Origin of the sequence: Pedobacter sp. KBW01, assembly GCF_003852395.1 — a bacterium.
Classification (GTDB): Bacteria; Bacteroidota; Bacteroidia; order Sphingobacteriales; family Sphingobacteriaceae; genus Pedobacter.
Genome location: NZ_QAJQ01000010.1, coordinates 57,491 through 74,433 on the forward strand (window position 1 = coordinate 57,491; position 16,943 = coordinate 74,433).

General features: G+C 43.2%; 11 protein-coding genes. All 11 read right to left on the reverse strand.

Annotated elements, in window-relative coordinates; genetic code table 11:
- Positions 1-8 precede the first annotated feature (8 nt).
- The 11 genes from DBR40_RS26865 to DBR40_RS10990 all read right to left on the reverse strand — a co-directional run bounded on the left by DBR40_RS26865 (position 9) and on the right by DBR40_RS10990 (position 16,890).
- Complete coding sequence (locus DBR40_RS26865; protein ID WP_166212025.1) at positions 9-164, reverse strand: hypothetical protein; 156 nt, start codon at positions 162-164, stop codon at positions 9-11.
- A gap of 2 nt (positions 165-166) precedes the next feature.
- Positions 167-2,308, reverse strand: coding sequence for a cytochrome-c oxidase, cbb3-type subunit I (gene ccoN / locus DBR40_RS10945; protein ID WP_124559787.1), 2,142 nt, complete (start codon positions 2,306-2,308; stop codon positions 167-169).
- 61 nt (positions 2,309-2,369) lie between these two features.
- Positions 2,370-2,552 carry a cbb3-type cytochrome oxidase assembly protein CcoS gene (gene ccoS, locus DBR40_RS10950; RefSeq protein WP_124559788.1) on the reverse strand — a complete coding sequence of 61 codons (183 nt, stop codon included), beginning with the start codon at positions 2,550-2,552 and terminating at the stop codon, positions 2,370-2,372.
- On the reverse strand, positions 2,549-4,933 hold the full coding sequence (locus tag DBR40_RS10955) for a heavy metal translocating P-type ATPase (RefSeq protein WP_124559789.1): 2,385 nt from the start codon (positions 4,931-4,933) through the stop codon (positions 2,549-2,551). The genes ccoS and DBR40_RS10955 overlap by 4 nt, the downstream gene beginning before the upstream one ends.
- 44 nt (positions 4,934-4,977) lie before the next feature.
- On the reverse strand, positions 4,978-6,324 hold the full coding sequence (gene hemN, locus DBR40_RS10960; protein ID WP_124559790.1) for an oxygen-independent coproporphyrinogen III oxidase: 1,347 nt from the start codon (positions 6,322-6,324) through the stop codon (positions 4,978-4,980).
- Entirely contained in the window at positions 6,324-6,755 is a 432-nt protein-coding gene (locus tag DBR40_RS10965; protein WP_124559791.1) for a lactate dehydrogenase, read from the reverse strand. Before DBR40_RS10965 ends, hemN begins: the two co-directional genes overlap by 1 nt.
- A 330-nt stretch (positions 6,756-7,085) precedes the next feature.
- On the reverse strand, positions 7,086-8,117 hold the full coding sequence (locus DBR40_RS10970) for a response regulator (protein WP_124559792.1): 1,032 nt from the start codon (positions 8,115-8,117) through the stop codon (positions 7,086-7,088).
- 15 nt (positions 8,118-8,132) lie between these two features.
- The gene (locus DBR40_RS10975; RefSeq protein ID WP_124559793.1) at positions 8,133-9,323 is read right to left on the reverse strand and encodes a PAS domain-containing sensor histidine kinase; all 1,191 of its coding nucleotides are present in this window, start codon (positions 9,321-9,323) and stop codon (positions 8,133-8,135) included.
- Between the two features lie 41 nt (positions 9,324-9,364).
- Positions 9,365-11,191: a hypothetical protein gene (locus tag DBR40_RS10980; RefSeq protein WP_124559794.1), complete on the reverse strand. Its 1,827-nt coding sequence runs from the start codon at positions 11,189-11,191 to the stop codon at positions 9,365-9,367.
- A 188-nt stretch (positions 11,192-11,379) separates the two neighbouring features.
- The gene (locus DBR40_RS10985) at positions 11,380-12,528 is read right to left on the reverse strand and encodes an efflux RND transporter periplasmic adaptor subunit (protein WP_124559795.1); all 1,149 of its coding nucleotides are present in this window, start codon (positions 12,526-12,528) and stop codon (positions 11,380-11,382) included.
- Between the two features lie 9 nt (positions 12,529-12,537).
- On the reverse strand, positions 12,538-16,890 hold the full coding sequence (locus DBR40_RS10990; protein WP_124559796.1) for a CusA/CzcA family heavy metal efflux RND transporter: 4,353 nt from the start codon (positions 16,888-16,890) through the stop codon (positions 12,538-12,540).
- Positions 16,891-16,943 lie beyond the last annotated feature (53 nt).

Sequence of the window (16,943 nt, forward strand, 5' to 3'; positions counted from 1 at the left end):
TCGGGCTCCTAATCGTTTAAAGGTAGCTGGCTCATGTTGCTGATGTGTTTCTTGCTCAGCTTAATGAGGTAAATACTCACGATGATAAAAAAGACCATAAATAATAGCAGCGAACTGATCAGGTAATATTCGCGGCCTGATAGGTTTTTAAGTTGTTCGAACATGGCTATTGGTTTGAAGGTATAGTTTCTTTATTGGCTTTAATATCGGTGCCGAGGCGTTGCAGGTAAGCAATAATGGCTACAATTTCCCGGTCGCTTTTTACCTTGATGTTGTTTTGTTTCAGGTCTGTGCTAATTTGCTCGGCCTGTTGTTTCAGGTCATCATTAGCCGTTTTATCAAACCCTTCAGGGTAAGGAACACCTAAAGTTTGCATCGCCCTAATTTTGGCAGGCGTAGTGCTGATATCGAGTTTTTGCTCAATTAACCAGGGATATGGAGGCATAATACTACCCGGCGACATCGATGCCGGATCGAGCAAGTGGTTGAAGTGCCAGGCATGCGAGTATTTTCCTCCCTCACGGTGTAAATCAGGTCCGGTGCGTTTACTGCCCCATAAAAACGGGTGATCGTACACAAATTCTCCAGCCTTGCTATATTCGCCATAACGTTCTGTTTCTGAACGGAAAGGCCTTACCATTTGCGAATGGCAGTTTACACAACCCTCGCGGATATACAAATCGCGACCCTGAAGCTCGAGTGCAGTATATGGTTTTACACTCGAAATGGTGGGTACGTTAGATTGAATGGTGAAGGTTGGCATCATTTCTACCATCCCGCCAATTAAAATGATAATAAGCGAAAACACCATGAATTTCATTGGTTTACGTTCCAGTACGCGGTGCCATTTTTTATCCATTGCATTGGTTTCTACCATTACCGGCGCTAAAGCCATGGCTTCGGCAGCTTCATTGGCTTGCAAACTTCCTTTTAGCATGGTTTTGGCCAGGTTAAAGGTCATTACAATTGCACCCAGCAAATAGAAACCACCACCAACTGCACGGAAAACATGCATGGGGATAATTTGAAGTGTTACGGCCAAAAAGTTAGGGTATTTTAAAAGCCCTTCTGGTGTAAACTCTTTCCACATTAAGCCCTGGGTAAAACCAGCCCAGTACATAGGTACAGCATAGAAAAGAATACCCAACGTACCAATCCAAAAGTGGAAACCCGCCAGTTTTTTAGAGTAAAGTTCGGTTTTGTAAATTCGCGGAATGAGCCAGTACAATACACCGAAGGTTAAAAATCCGTTCCAGCCCAAGGCACCTACGTGCACGTGCGCTACAATCCAGTCGGTAAAATGTGCAATGCCGTTAATCTGTTTAATAGAAAGCATAGGGCCTTCAAAAGTGGCCATACCATAGCAGGTTAGCGCTACCACCATAAATTTCAGGGTAACATCTTCGCGCACTTTATCCCAAGCACCACGTAGCGTAAGCAAACCGTTAATCATACCGCCCCAGCTTGGTGCAATAAGCATGATAGAGAATACTATACCTAACGATTGTGCCCATCCCGGTAGCGATGAATAGAGTAAATGGTGTGGGCCGGCCCAGATATAGATAAAAATAAGCGACCAGAAGTGGAGGATACTCAGCTTATAGGAGTAAACTGGTCTGTTGGCCATTTTAGGTAAGAAATAATACATCATGCCCAAATAAGGCGTAGTTAAGAAAAACGCTACCGCATTGTGCCCGTACCACCATTGTACCAGTGCATCCTGTACACCGGCATACCAGTAGTAGCTTTTCATAAACGAAACAGGCAGCTCAAATGAATTAACGATATGCAACACGGCAATGGTTACAAACGTGGCGATATAGAACCAGATGGCTACATAGAGGTGGCGTTCCCTTCTTTTAAAAATGGTACCGAACATGTTGATCCCAAAAATCACCCAGATGAGCGTAATGGCAATATCAATCGGCCATTCCAGCTCGGCGTATTCGTGCGAGGTGGTAAAGCCCAAAGGCAGGGTTATTACAGCCGAAAGGATAATGAGCTGCCAGCCCCAGAAATGTATAGCACTTAAAGCATCGCTAAACATACGGGCTTTGAGTAAGCGTTGCAGCGAATAATAAACGCCCATAAAAATGGCATTACCTACAAAGGCAAAAATTACGGCATTGGTATGCAGCGGACGGATACGGCCAAAGGTGGTGTATTGGCTGCCCATGTTCATACCAGGTTTAAATAACTGCATGGCGATGAGGAGGCCCACTGTCATGCCGATTACGCCCCAAACAATGGTAGCGATACCAAAGTTGCGGACAATCTTATTGTCGTAAGTAAATTTCTCTAACTGCATAATAATTAAGAAGGGTTGTTAGTTTTTGTACAGCAAATGTATTCAGGCTGGCTGTGCCCAATTATGATGTGGGTTGGTTTGAAATGTGATTGTCGTCACTTTTGGTTTCATCGTCGAAAAGGATGCGCATGCCTGGGGTGTACACATCATCGTGCTGACCGGTTTTGGAAGCCCAGAAAAATGCAGCCAGAAAAATCAGGGCCATTAATACGCTGCAACCGACTAAAAAATACAGGATGTTCATAATTTATTTTTACGTGCAAAAAAGTGTGTGGCAATGGAGGTAAAAGAGATAATGGTAATGGTACTGATGGGCATGAGTACAGCGGCAATTAAAGGATATAAAGTGCCCTGAACTGCGAAATACAAACCAACACAGTTATAGGCAATGGCAATGGCAAAACTGATTTTAACCACTTTGAGCCCATCGCGGCTTAACGCAATAAAGTTGGGAATCAGGTTAAGGCCGTTTCCGGTTAAAATGGCATCGCAACCAGGGGTAAAGTTGTTAATGTTATCGGTTATGGCCACGCCAAAATCACTCTGTTTTAGAGCACCAGCGTCGTTCAGGCCGTCGCCCAGCATCATTACCTTATGTCTGGCCCTTTGTTGCTGCAATACATAATCTAGTTTTTGATGAGGGCTCTGCCTGAAATTGATTTTGGTATTGGATGGGAACATGGTTTTTAATGCTGTGTATTCGCGGTCTGTATCGCCCGATAGTACATGCATTTTAAACCTTTTGTCTAGCTTTTGGATCAGCTGGATTAATCCCCCACGCCATTGCTGCTTCATTTGGAAATTGCCTTTGTACTGATTGCCGATTACTATATGCACCCCATTGCTGTTTGCAACCTTAACATTTTCGGGCATCATGGCATGGTTTCCGAGATAAATCTGCTGCTGGTTTACCCGTCCCGAAATGCCTTTGCCAGCGCGTTCGATATAATGGCTTACCGGCAAAAAATCATCGCAATGCAGGTGTTTTAAAATGTGGCGACTTAAGGGATGCGAAGAGTTTCTAACCAGCGAAGCAATTAAACGTTGTTCGTGATCATCAAGCTGGCCTTCAAAAGAGAGACTGGCATTTTCGGTGCTGGTTAAAGTACCGGTTTTATCGAAAATCACCATGTCGCAAGCTGCAAGTGCTTCCACAGCATCGGTGTTTTTAACGTAAAAACCTTTTTTATCGAAAATAGAAAGGATGGCCGAAAGGGTAAAAGGTGTGCTAAGCGATAATACGCAGGGGCAGGCCACAATTACAACGGCGGTAAAGGCTGCCCAGGCTCTACTGCTATCATTTTGCAGTAGCCAGTAAATCGCTGCCGAAAAGGCCAGTATAAAAACACCCAGACTGAAATATTTGGCTACGCGGTCGTTAAAGTTCTGTTTTTTTAAATCGGCCTGGTAATTTTCATTGTTCCATAAGCCGGTTAGGTAACTTTGCGATACCGGTTTAATTACCTCCAGTTCTATGGCTTGGGCGGTTTGCCTGCCGCCGGCATAAATAATTTCGCCAAGCACTTTATGCACCGGTTCAGCTTCGCCGGTTACAAAACTCATATCCATCCAGGCATCGCCTTTCATTAAAATGGCATCGGCAGGCACAATTTCACCATTCCTGATCCAAAGCCTGTCGCCAATGGCGATATCAGCTATCGCTGTAGGTTTTTCTATCCCGTTAATCATTTTGGTAACGGCAATCGGAAAGTAAGAGCGGTAATCGCGGTCAAAAGAGATATGGTGATAGGTACGTTGTTTAATCCATTTGCCCATCAGCAGCAGGAATACCAGTCCGGTAAGCGTATCGGCAAAGCCAGGCCCGGTGCCCGAAAGGATGTCGTAAGCCGTGCGTAAAAAGAGCATGGCTATAATCAGGGCCAGCGGGGTATCGAGGTTAACCTGTTTGTGTTTTAAACTGGTTATTGCCGAAACAAAGTAATCTTTACCACAGTAAAATGCCGCAGGAATAGAAAAGGTAAGGTTTAGCCAGCCAAACAGCTGTTGAAATTGCTTTTCGAAGCCATTCAGCCCAAAATATTCAGGGAAACTAAACAGCATTAAGTTGCCCATTAAAAAGCCTGCAACTGCAATTTTTTGGATCAGCTGCTTGTTGATTGAACGGTTATTTTCTTTCACTACATCCTGCAGACTGATTAAGGGAGCATAGCCGATTTCGTTTAAAATTTCGACGAGTTTACGGAGCGGAACTTCTTCGTGCCTGAAACTGATGGTTACCTGGCGTTTTAAAAAATCGATGCGCGAAGAAAAAATGGCAGGATTAATTTTATACAAATGCTCTAAAAGCCAGATGCACGAACTGCAATGAATGGCCGGAATGTAAAAGGTTACAATGCTGGCCTTATCGTGCTGGTAATCGAGTAGCTGACTGATAATGGCAGGCTCGTCGAGATATTCGAAATGGGTGCTTTGTTCAGCCCTTTTTCCAGGCGAATCGTTGTATGTATAATAATTGCAAAGGTTGTTTTCGGATAGGATTTTATAAACGCTCTTGCAGCCTGTACAGCAAAAATCGTGACCGCTATAGGTAAATTTAATCTGTTCTAAAGGCTCGCCGCAGTGGTAACAAAGTGTTGCTGCAGCCGTTGTGTTTTGACTTTCCATAAGCGGTTAATTGGTGTTTTATCGATAGGCTATTTCACAGGGTTTTATATGGCATAGCTGAACATCTGGCTTTCGGGTGTTTTTTCCCATAGGCGTTCATCGAAAGCCATACAGATGTTTCTTAAAAAGGGCTTTCCCTTTGGATTTACGCTTAACTGGTTTTCGGTTAGCGAAATTAAACCGTCATCAAGCAGTGAAGCTAGCTTATAATAGGCCTGTTTGGGAATACCATCCAGGAAAAGGCTCTTGCCATCGCACATAATATTGCGGATGTGCCTGCGGATTTTTAAATCTTTGCGCGAGAGAATGTGACCCTTTTCTATCGCAAAACAACCACCGTTAATGGCTTCAAGGTACACTTCAACTGTCTTCACATTTTGGGCAAAAGCAGTGTAACTGTCGCTGATTGAAGAAACACCAAGCCCAATAAGCAGTTGTGTGTGCTGATGGGTATAGCCCATAAAATTTCGGTGGAGGTTGTTTTGTTGCGCAGCCAGGTACAAATTATCGTGCTTTCTGGCAAAGTGATCCATGCCGATATCATAATAGTCAGCTGCAAGCAGTGCATCCTTGCCTAATTGATATAAACCGAATTTAGCTTCGCCTTGTGGCAGGTCTTTTTCGGTGTAGCGGCGTTGTCCGGGCTTTAGCCAGGGCACGTGCGCATAGCTGTAAAAGGCAATTCTATCGGGATTGATCCTGATTACCTCTTGCAGGGTTTCGCTCAAACCAGCCTCGGTTTGAAAGGGGAGTCCATAAATCAAATCGAAATTGATTGAGGTATAGCCAATTTTTCGGGCCAGCGCTGTAATGTCTGCTACCTGTGCAGGTGTTTGAAAACGGTTAATCATCAACTGCACTTTCGGATCGAAATCCTGGATGCCCAGGCTCAGTCGTTTAAAACCTAAATTAAATAGGGTTGTTAAATGCGCTTCGGTGGTATTATCGGGGTGCGCTTCAAACGAAAATTCAGCATCGCTTGTGGGCTCGCATGTACTGATAATGCCGTTAATCAGTTTTTCGAGGTGCTGTGCATTGAAAAAGGTAGGCGTACCGCCACCCAGGTGCAATTCTTTTATTTTAGGCCTGCTGCCCAAAACCTGCAGGTACATGTCCCATTCCTTCAATACCGCATCAATGTAAGGTGCTTCTACCTGATGGTTTTTGGTAATGCGGGTGTTGCAGCCACAATAAGTGCACAAGCTCTCGCAAAAGGGCAGGTGTATATAGAGGCTAATGCCCTCGCTGTTATAATCGGCAAAAGTATTTTTTACCGAAAGCTGCCACTGTGCCTCGTCAAAACGGTCGGTTTCCCAAAACGGAACAGTAGGGTAGCTGGTGTAGCGCGGGGCTGCAACATTGTGCTTTTTAAGCAGGTTTAAGGTATCCATCAGGCTTTATTTAATGTTTTCGGAACGGAGCAGTTATTCTGGCAGCAGCAGGCACTGCCTACACATTTTCCAGCGGCCCAGTTATCGAGGTTTTTAATCACCTGCTGCATCCGGTCTAATGCACTTTGCCCGTCTTTTAGCGGTACATTGGCAATCTTAAAACCTGCTGTTGCCGCCGATTTTAAATCGAGGTGACTTGTTTCGAAAGAGGAGGTTGCAATGTATTTTACACCCAGTTCTTTTAATCGGGCAATGAGCGCCTGATCTACCGTATCGTTATTGAAAACAAGTAAAGTTTCCTTTCCTGCAGCAAAGGCGATGGTTTCGGCCGATAGGCTGTTGGCGATAATGGTGATATCGTGTTTCTTGTGGTTAGCCAGAACCAGGCATTCTTTTTCGTCGGGCTTAATGTTATAAGCAATTGCTTTCATAAACAAATTTTTAGTATTCAAAACTATAATTTGTTGATGGTGGGAGCAGTGAGGTTAGTCAGCTGAAAAAATGATGTTGATCAGAAATGCTGGTTTGGGTTAGCCTGGTGTGACCACGGAGACACGGAAAAACACGGATTAGGTTGATTGCTGTGAAGTTGGGTGTTGCCACCTGGCTTTTTGTTAAACGATACAATCGTTTGGTTATTTAAGCACGCGTTAGAAACGCGCGCAAGCATAAAAGCTAATGATCAGTGCAGACATTGACCATGGCGGGAGCGTAAAGGCTAATGGTCTGTGGAGACACAGACCATCGTAGCAATACTAGTTTTATTGTTTAATGTTTTTCAATTTGGAAACAGCGGTAATCTTTATTGCATTACCACTTTTTTCAATCATTTTTTCTTCTTTAAAATCGGCCAGCATGCGGCTTACCGTTTCGCTTGCAGTGCCTACCATTGCGGCAAGGTCATCGCGCGATATTTTAATGGTAGAGCTATCGTTTTCAATCGCACTGAATTTTTCTGCAACCTGCACCAAAGCATCTGCAACACGTTTACGCACCGAAAAATAGGCCAGTTGCAGCATCTGGTTTTCCTTATCGCGCACACTGCCCGATAACAGACGGATAAAAGCTGCCGATAAGGGCTGGTGCTGGTAAAGATAATCGGTAAATTCTGATTTGGGAATTAAAATGAGCTCGCAATCGGCAAGAGTCGCCGCATTGTCTTCGTAGGCGCGCTCGGTAAAAAGGCTTTCGTAACCAAAAAAGTCGCCGGTTTGGTAAAGTGCCGAAGAAAGCTCGCGGCCATCTTTAAAACGTTTGTAGGTTTTTACCTGTCCCTTTTTTAGGTAATAAACATGGTTAGGCTCATCTTCCTCCACATAAATAACCTGTTTATTGGCCAAAACACGACTCTTTCCTTTTTTTATCAGTTCGGTAAATAACGATTGGGTATCAATATCTGCGCCGTTAAAATGACCGCTGGTTTTACTTTTTTTTAATCGTCCTTCTATGGCATTAAGCAGTTCTATATCATCAAAAGGCTTGGTGAGGTAATCGTCGGCACCCATTTCCATTCCCTTGCGCATATCGGCACGTTCGCTTTTTGCTGTAATAAAAATGAAAGGGATGGAAGCTGTTTGCGGGTTTTTATGCAGCAGGTAAAGCACACCATAGCCATCCAGTTCGGGCATCATAATATCACACAAAATGAGATGGGGGTGATATTTGATCGCCAGTTCTACCCCGATTTTTCCATTGTTTGCAGTAAAAGTTTCGTAACCGGCCAGCGAGAGGATTTCGGCCGTGCTTTCGCGGATATCGTCGTTATCTTCAATAATCAGTATTTTCTTTTTCATGCGGGGAAGATTTTGTTAAGGGGTAAAAGGAAATTTTAAAAGGAATGTAGTACCCACGTTCTGAGCACTTTCGCACGATACGGTGCCATTCATTAAACTGGCATAACGTTTTACAATGTTTAATCCGAGGCCGGTTCCAGGTATACTGCCGGTATTATGCGCCCTGAAAAACGGTTCGAACAGGTTATGCAAATCAGTTTCGGGGATGCCGATTCCGTTATCTTTAATTTCGACAATCAGCTCGTTATCTTTTAAAATGCTGTTAAACTGGATCATGGTATTCTCGCCCGAATACTTTACTGCATTCGAAATGAGATTGATGATACTGTTTTTAAGTAAGTTGATATCCAGATACACCTGCGCCGAAACGCCCTGGTGTTCGTAAATAATATGCTGGTCTTGTTTGCTGATGAGCTGCATTTCTTCTACAATTTCTTCGGCAAAACTTACAATGTTGAACCAGGTTGGATTAACTTCAACTTTACCGGCTTCGAGTTTTTCGAGCGAAAGGAAATCGTTTAAAATGGTAGTGAGGTTACCTACCGCATTTTTAATTTTACCAGTATGTTTTTCAATGTTTTCGGTATCCTGCTTAGGGGTGTATTTGTCAATCAGTGTAGCCGATAGCTGGATGGAGCTCAAAGGTGTTCTAAACTCGTGCGATGCCATAGAAACAAACCTGGTTTTAAGCTGGTTGAGTTCTTTTTCTTTGATGAAAAGTGCATTTACGTGCTCTTTTGCCGATTCTAATTCTGCTACGAGCTTCACCAGATCGCGCGTACGGTCTCTGATTTTATCTTCCAGTTCTTCGGTATAACTTTTAATGCGGGCTTCATCTTCTTTAAGTTTGCTCAGATCGTGGATAAAACCGGTATAGATTTTCCGGTCGCTGAATTTAACCTCGCTAACCCCAAGCCTGAAAGGAAAAGTAGAGCCATCTTTGCGTTGCCCAATCACCTCGCGACCAATACCAATAATACGTTTTTTGCCTGTATCGTGATAGTTTTTAATGTAAGTATCATGCTGTGCTTTATCGGGCTGCGGCATTAACACCGAAACATTGCGGCCAACCAGTTCCTGACTGTCGAAACCAAATAGCTTTAATGCGGCTGGGTTAACATGTTCAATTATACCCTTATCGTCTATCGTAATGATGCCATCTATCGCATTTTCGATAATGGCACTTAGTAATTTTGCTCTTTCCATAAACCAATCAGGTAATATTAATCATTTAGGCAGATTTTGGCCTAAACTTTTGCACTCAAATTTAGCGATTGTGTATTTATGCTGTGGATATTCATTGCCGCTTTTTCGAAAAGTGCCACCTGTTCTTCGCCCCAAACCCTTAAATCGGTATCTGCTTGCTGGAAATTGGCGCGGTAAAACTCAACACCGTTTAATAACTGATTATAGAATTTGCTGAGGTAAGCCTGTTTCTTCTGGCTTAGGTTCTGTACGTTTGTTTTAAAATCGTCGTTAAAATGCTGCAATTCTTTCTTAAAATAATCGATGTAAAGGCCAAGCTCTTTTACAAATAAATTGGGACGGTTTACGCCTTCGAGCAGATTTACCTTACCGTAAATATGATCGACCATTTCCTTCAAACTGTATTTTTTAGAAAAATAGGCAAGGTTTGGTCCCGGGCAAATGCTTACTGCTTTACTTTCTTTGGGTTTAAGGATATCGTCTTTGAGGTAAACCGAGGCACAAAGCCCCTCGCAAAGGCAGGTTTTTTCGGTCACGGCATCAATCTGCTTTTTAAGCTCTTCGGGCGAAGTAGCAAAAGCCTTTATTTCCCTTATTTTTAAATGCTGGTATTGCCTTGAAGCAGTACAGATAGGCTGTACAGTAAATTCGGTGTTGGTACACAGATATTTTTTGGTGCATGGGCTTCCTGGTCTGCTTTTGGCAATGCGGTGGAGCCTTTCCTGCTCGGCAGTACTTTTTCTGAAATTATTGAACGGAACACCAAGTGGCGAAGCATTACTTATATAAAAATCGCTTTCAGTTGCTTCGGCCAGGTTTTTTAAGGTTTCGCTATCTACATTGGTAGCTTCTTCTACCAGTAAAAACGGACTTCCCCAGCCGGTTGCATCCAGGCCATAAGCTTGTAATAAATGATTGTGCTCTGCAGCGGTACCAATTCCACCCTGGGCAGTTATTTTTTGGATAGGTTTAGCCGCAAGGTATATTTTTTTCTGTTGTAAGGCAGCAGTATAAATCGCCCAAAGTTCCTCACTTAAGACAAGGCGGTTTTCTTTAAATTCGTGTAAAATGGGGCCTAGTAAAAAGCCTTCGGTGGCAAAAGCATGCCCGCCACAGTTTAAACCCGATTCTATCCTGAACTCCGATACCCATAAGCCTTTTTTGGCCAGCATTTTAGCCTGGACCATGGCTGAGCGGTAATCGCTTACTTTTAAAATGATTTTTTTGTTGAAATGACCGGTCTCATCGGGGTAAAAACCAGCAAAGTTTTCGAGGTAACTGAACAGTCGCGGGTTAAGTCCGGCCGAAATAACCATAGCCGATTGCAGCTTACTGTTGGCAAAGCCCCTCAGGGCTGCTAACGCATCGGTATTTTCGCTGCCCAAATCAATACCATCGGCAAAATTTACCTTATCTACCTTGGCCATAATGTTTACATCAATGCTACCTGCCTCTACAGCTTCCCGCAATTGGCTTTCGCGTTCAGCTCTTTTACTGCCGGCAGGCATTTCGAGCATCTGGTTATAGGCTTTTCTAAGTGGGCTACTTTCACACTGTAGCTCAAAATAACGGCTTATGCCAGAACCAGTTTTAAAAAGCTGGTTTTTGATGTCGGCTATTTGATTATGAATCAGTTGCTGCAGTAAATTAAGGTAAGCGGTAATCCGCTTTGCGCGGCTATCGTTTACCGTTTTATCGATGAAAGTATAAGGCAAATGGTTTAATTCGGAATGATACTTACGCATCCGTTCACAAAGTTCATCATCAACAATCGAAACAACAGATGGAATGCCAAATTGGGCAACTTTTAAGGGCGTATCAACAGAGTAGGCGAGGCCTAGAACGGGGATATGGAAGGTATGCGGCATAGTTTATTTTAAATAACAAAATAACGCAACCTTTAGGTTTCAAAAAGTGACGCAGGTCATTTTTTTCTGTGACTATCCTTTCTTTTTATCATCTGGCATTGATATTTCTCAATATAAAAAGGGAGCCAGGGTTTTAGCTCCTGACTCCCTGAAATGCAGATGAGATATTTTAAAATTAACCTGGTCGCTTAGCCTTCTTCGCCACTATTTTTAAGTTTCATTAAAACGGCGTAGGCATTTTTAACCACAATATTTTGAAGTGCCGACTTTGGTTTTATTGCAGTGTAACCTGCTAAAGTAGCGCCTGTTTCTACACCAATCATTTTAAACTGGCCTTTTGCTGTTTGGGCAAAAACATAATACTGGTTTTCCCACTTCACAATCGCATCATCGGGTACGGCCTGTACATTGGCCCCATTTAACTGAATAGCTGCATTTAAAAAGGTACCTGGCAACAGGTTCTGATCAAAGTTTTCTAAATCGCAGTGTACGCTGGTGCTCCTGTCGCTCTCAATGTTAGGCGTAATGAGGTGAATGGTAGCAAAGTACTTTTTATCGGGATTATTACTGGTTGTACACACAATTTTTTGACCTATTTTCAGGTTGGCTGCATCCTGCTCAAAAACCGTTAAACTTACATGCAATGCACTGGGGTTAATCAGTTCGAAAAGCACATCGGTGGCATTTACATACTTACCGGTATTTATATTAACTTTTGAAAGGTAACCGCTTATCGGTGCATAAATGCGAATGGTTTTCGAAATGTTGCTTTCGCTTAATTTTGCAGGATTTAACCCAATTAAGCGTAGCTTTTCGGCCAAAGCACTTACCAGTATCTTTTGGTTGTTAAACTCGCTTTCGGTTTGCTGGAAAATCTTATCGCTGGTAGCCTTGGTTTGGTTTAACATTTTTTGGCGCACATAATCGGCTTCCGAAAATTTTAAACGGTTTTTAGCGGTCAGGAAATCCTGCTGCAGCTGGATATATTGCTGATCTTCTACGCTGGCGAGCACACTTCCTTTCTTAACCAGCATACCCGGAATGAGGTTCATTTTAGATATGTAACCACCCATAGGCACACTTACCGAATAAATATTTTCGGGCGGTACATCTACCACACCGTTTACATTCAGGGTTTTATACATGCTTTTCGTTTCGGGGCTGCCGATAACAATACCTGCATTATTTAATTGCGCGTTGGTTAAGCTCACCTGATCGGGAGCAACTGCGTTTTCTTGCTTAACAGAGCTTTCTTCAGCTTCTTGCTTTTTACCTCCACATGCCAGGCAAAAAGCGGAAATAATGGCCAGGATTATAATATTTTGATTGATTTTCATTTTTGCTATTTATTTAATTCCCTTTAATCTTTCTATTTCGAAAAGTGATTCGTTGTGTCTTTCTACCTGATCAAAATACTCGCATTTGAGTTGTACCGATTGGTTGATCAGGATTACCCAGTCCAGATAGCCGATTTCCCCGGCATTGAGTTTTAGGGTTGAGGTATTGATGATATCGTCGGCATTTGGCAGCAAGGTTTGCTGGTAGTTTTTAACCAGCTTACTGTGCTGACTATAACTTTGCAAAGCATTTTCATAAGCCGTATTCAATTCCTTTTTGGTTTGCTCCAGTTCGGTTTGTTTTTGTGCAGTGGCTAAGCCTGCAGCTTTTATACGCGATTGTTGCGCACCAAAAAACAGAGGGATACCCAAACCCACATTAACCGAAGAAAAACGTTTGGATTTATCGAAATATTGATCGGTACCCAATGCATTGGTTTGCCAGCCAATGATGCTCGAATTGTTATACCCGAAATTGATAGTAGGCAGTAATTTACTGCGCTCTAACGATTTCTGATTGGCGGCAAGCGCAATTTCTGCTGCTTTTTGCTTTAAAACCGGGTGGTTGGCAGTGCCTTCGAGTAAAGGCGTAGCAGATTGATAAACCGCCGCCCCGTCAGGAACCAGGCGATTACTGCTATTTAACAGGAGGTTGAAGCGATTTAAGGCCAGGGTATAATCGGTTTCCAGAAACTGTAACTGGTTGGCAATTTGTTGTTTTTGATTTTCTGCTGTGCGGAATTCTAAAACATCCACATCGCCCGATTTAAAGCGTTGCTTCGATTTTTCTAAAAATGCTGCGTAAATGCTATCAGCTTTAAGCAATAAATTACGCTTTTCGGCCAGGATTAACAAGCCGAAATAGCTTGCCTTTACCTGATAGCTGAGATCGATTTCTTTACCCTGTAACTGCATTTCGCTAATGCGAACAGCGGTTTTATAAACTGCCGATTGTTTGGCATAAACGGTAGGGAACTCCAGTCCCTGACTTATCGAAATTTTATTGTCGTTGGCCAGGCTGTTAAATTTGCCATACTCGTAGTTTACATCCGTTTTAGGCAAATCGAAGCTGGTTTTGCCAATCGCCTTGTTATAGTTTACGTCGGTTCGTGCCAGTTGAAGTGTATAACTATTTTTTACTGCTGTATCGAGCGCAGCCTGTAAGGTTATTTTTTGCTGAGCATTGGTTTCAGCAAAACTGAATACTAAAACAATAATGGCAATCAGTTTCTTCGGTTTAAAATAACCGAAACCTTTTTCGAAAAGGATATAAAGCATAGGCAATACAAAAAGGGTTAATAAGGTAGAAAAGATTAAACCACCAATTACTACAGTTGCCAGCGGCTTCTGCACAGCACCACCGGCACCGGTACTTATGGCCATAGGGATAAAGCCCAGTGAAGGCACCAGTGCAGTCATTAAAACAGCACGAAGTTTTGATTTGGTGGCATGGATAACGATGCGTTTTACATCTGTCCAGCCTTCTTTTTTTAAACGGTTAAATTCTGAAACAAGTAATATCCCGTTTAAAACCGCAACGCCAAAAAGTGCAATAAAACCAACCCCGGCCGAAATACTGAAAGGTAAATCGCGCATCCATAAGGCAAATATGCCGCCAATGGCTGATAGGGGAATCGCTGTGTAAATAAGTAAGCCCTGTTTTACCGAACTGAAAGCAAAATAAAGTAGCAGGAAAATGAGAAGGAGGGCAATAGGCACCACAATAACCAGACGTGATTTTGCTGCAGTCATGTTTTCGAAAGAACCACCATAAGAAATGGTATAACCCTTGGCCAGCTGAAGGTTTTTACCTGCTTTTTGCTGCAGTTCTTCTACTATCGATTGTACATCGCGGTCTTTTACGTTAAAGCCTACAATAATCCTGCGGCGGGTATCTTCACGCTGAATCTGGTTTACACCTTCCACCTCGCTAATGTTCGCCACCATGCTTAACGGAATCTGGTTTCCAGCCGAGGTCGAAATCATCAAATCCTGAACGTTTTTAATGTTTTTACGGGCATCTTCCGATAGCCTTACCACCATATCAAAACGTTTTTCGCCTTCGTAAACCTGTCCGGCAACCTGCCCGGCAAAGGCTGTATTCACCACGCGGTTAATATCGGCAACGTTAAGCCCGTATTTGGCCATTCCATCCCGGTTATAGCTAATTACCACTTGTGGCATGCCTGTAACCTGCTCTTCATAAACATTAATGGCTCCCTTTACCGTGCCGATAATTGCACCGAGCTTTTTAGCATAGTTTGCCAGCGAATCGAGGTCTTCACCAAAAATCTTACACACTATATCCTGTCTGGCACCTGTCATCAGCTCGTTAAAACGCATTTGCACCGGAAACTGGAAACCCACAGTAATTCCTGGGATAACTTCTACCGCCTTGGTCATTTTAGCGCTCAGTTCCGGAAAAGAGGTGGCCGAAACCCATTCTTTTTTCGGCTTCAAAATCACCATCATATCGCCAGCTTCAAATGGCATCGGATCAGTAGGGATTTCGGCACTACCAATTTTGGTTACAATTTTTTGCACCTCCGGAAAGCTATCCAAAAGTATTTTAGAAGCTTTCTGCGTGGTTTCGATGGTATTGTTCAGGTTGCTGCCGGTTAGCAGGCGTGTTTCTACCGCAAAATCGCCTTCTTCAAGCTGCGGAATAAATTCGCCACCCAAAGTACCCATTACGAAAACGGCTACGGCAAAAAGCGAAAGCGTTGCCGCTAAAATTGATTTAGGGAATTGTAACACCCGGTTTAACAGGGGTTGGTACCGGCGCTCTAACCAAATTACAAACCTGTCGGTAATGGTTTTCTTGTGCGATAGTTTCTTGTTCAGAAACAGGGCCGACATCATAGGTACATAGGTAATAGAAAGGATAAAGGCACCCAAAATGGCAAAAGCAATTGTAAAGGCCATGGGCTTAAACATTTTCCCCTCAATGCCTTCGAGCGAAAGGATGGGTAGGTAAACAATAAGAATGATAATCTGACTGAAAACGGCAGATTTAATCATTGATCCTGACGATTTTTCTACTTCCTCGTCCATTTGTCCCTGATCGATCTGGCTTAGATTCCTGAATTTTTTGGAGTGCGAAAAGCGGTGTAAAATCGCTTCAACAACAATAACAGAACCATCTACAATCAGGCCGAAATCAATGGCCCCCAGCGACATTAAATTGCCTCCAACCCCGAACTTATTCATTAAAATGATGGCGAATAACATGGAGAGCGGAATAACCGACGACACAATTAAGCCAGCCCGCAGGTTGCCCAGGAAAAATACCAGCACAAAGATTACAATCAGCGCGCCTTCCATTAAGTTGGTTTCAACTGTACTAATGGCATTATCAACCATTTTAGTACGGTCGAGAAAGGGCTCTATCACTACGCCTTCGGGCAGCATATCCTGTATTTTGACGATTTTATCTTTTACACGTTTCACAACAACTGATGAGTTCTCGCCTTTAAGCATCATCACTACGGCACCGGCTACTTCGCCCTGGTCGTTATAAGTCATGGCACCATAGCGTATGGCCGAACCGTAACGCACATCAGCCACATGGCCCATCAATACCGGCATGCCATTGCTGAGTGTTTTTACCACAATTTTTTTAATGTCTTCGGGACTTGTGGTTAGACCTTCACTGCGGATATAAAGTACAGTCGGGCCTTTCTCAATATAGGCGCCGCCTGTGTTTTCGTTGTTCTTTTCCAACGCATCGAAAATATCAGAAATGGTTAAGCCGAATGATTTAAGCTGATCTTGTTTTACGGCTATTTCGTACTGTTTTAGTTTACCGCCAAAACTCGAAACTTCTGCTACGCCGGGTGTGCCCAATAGCTGACGGCGTACAATCCAGTCTTGCATGGTACGTAGTGCCTGCTCATCGTACTTGCCTTCGTAGCCTTTTTTTGGCCGCACTACATACTGGTAAATTTCACCCAAACCGGTAGAAACGGGAGCCATTTGGGGTGCACCAATTCCTTCCGGAATTTCCTGCTGCACTTGTTGCAGGCGTTCGGCAATTTGCTGCCGCGCCCAGTATACATCGGTTTCTTCGTTAAAAACAATGGTAACCAAAGAGAGTCCAAACCGCGAAAAACTTCTGATTTGTTTCATCCCCGAAATGCTGCTACAGGCCTGCTCTATAGGAAAGGTAATTAACCGCTCAATATCAGGAGCACCTAAAGAAGGCGAAACAGTGATTACCTGCACCTGGTTATCGGTAATATCGGGCAGGGCATCAATAGGTAGTTTAGTTACTTCGTAAGTACCCCAGCCAATAAGCGCGAATACAAACAAAGCAACAATCAGCTTATTCCTGATGGAAAAGCCAATAATCTTATTTAACATAATATCTTATTTAAAAAGGATCGACAAGAAAATTCAGTCGCAGCAAAAACTGC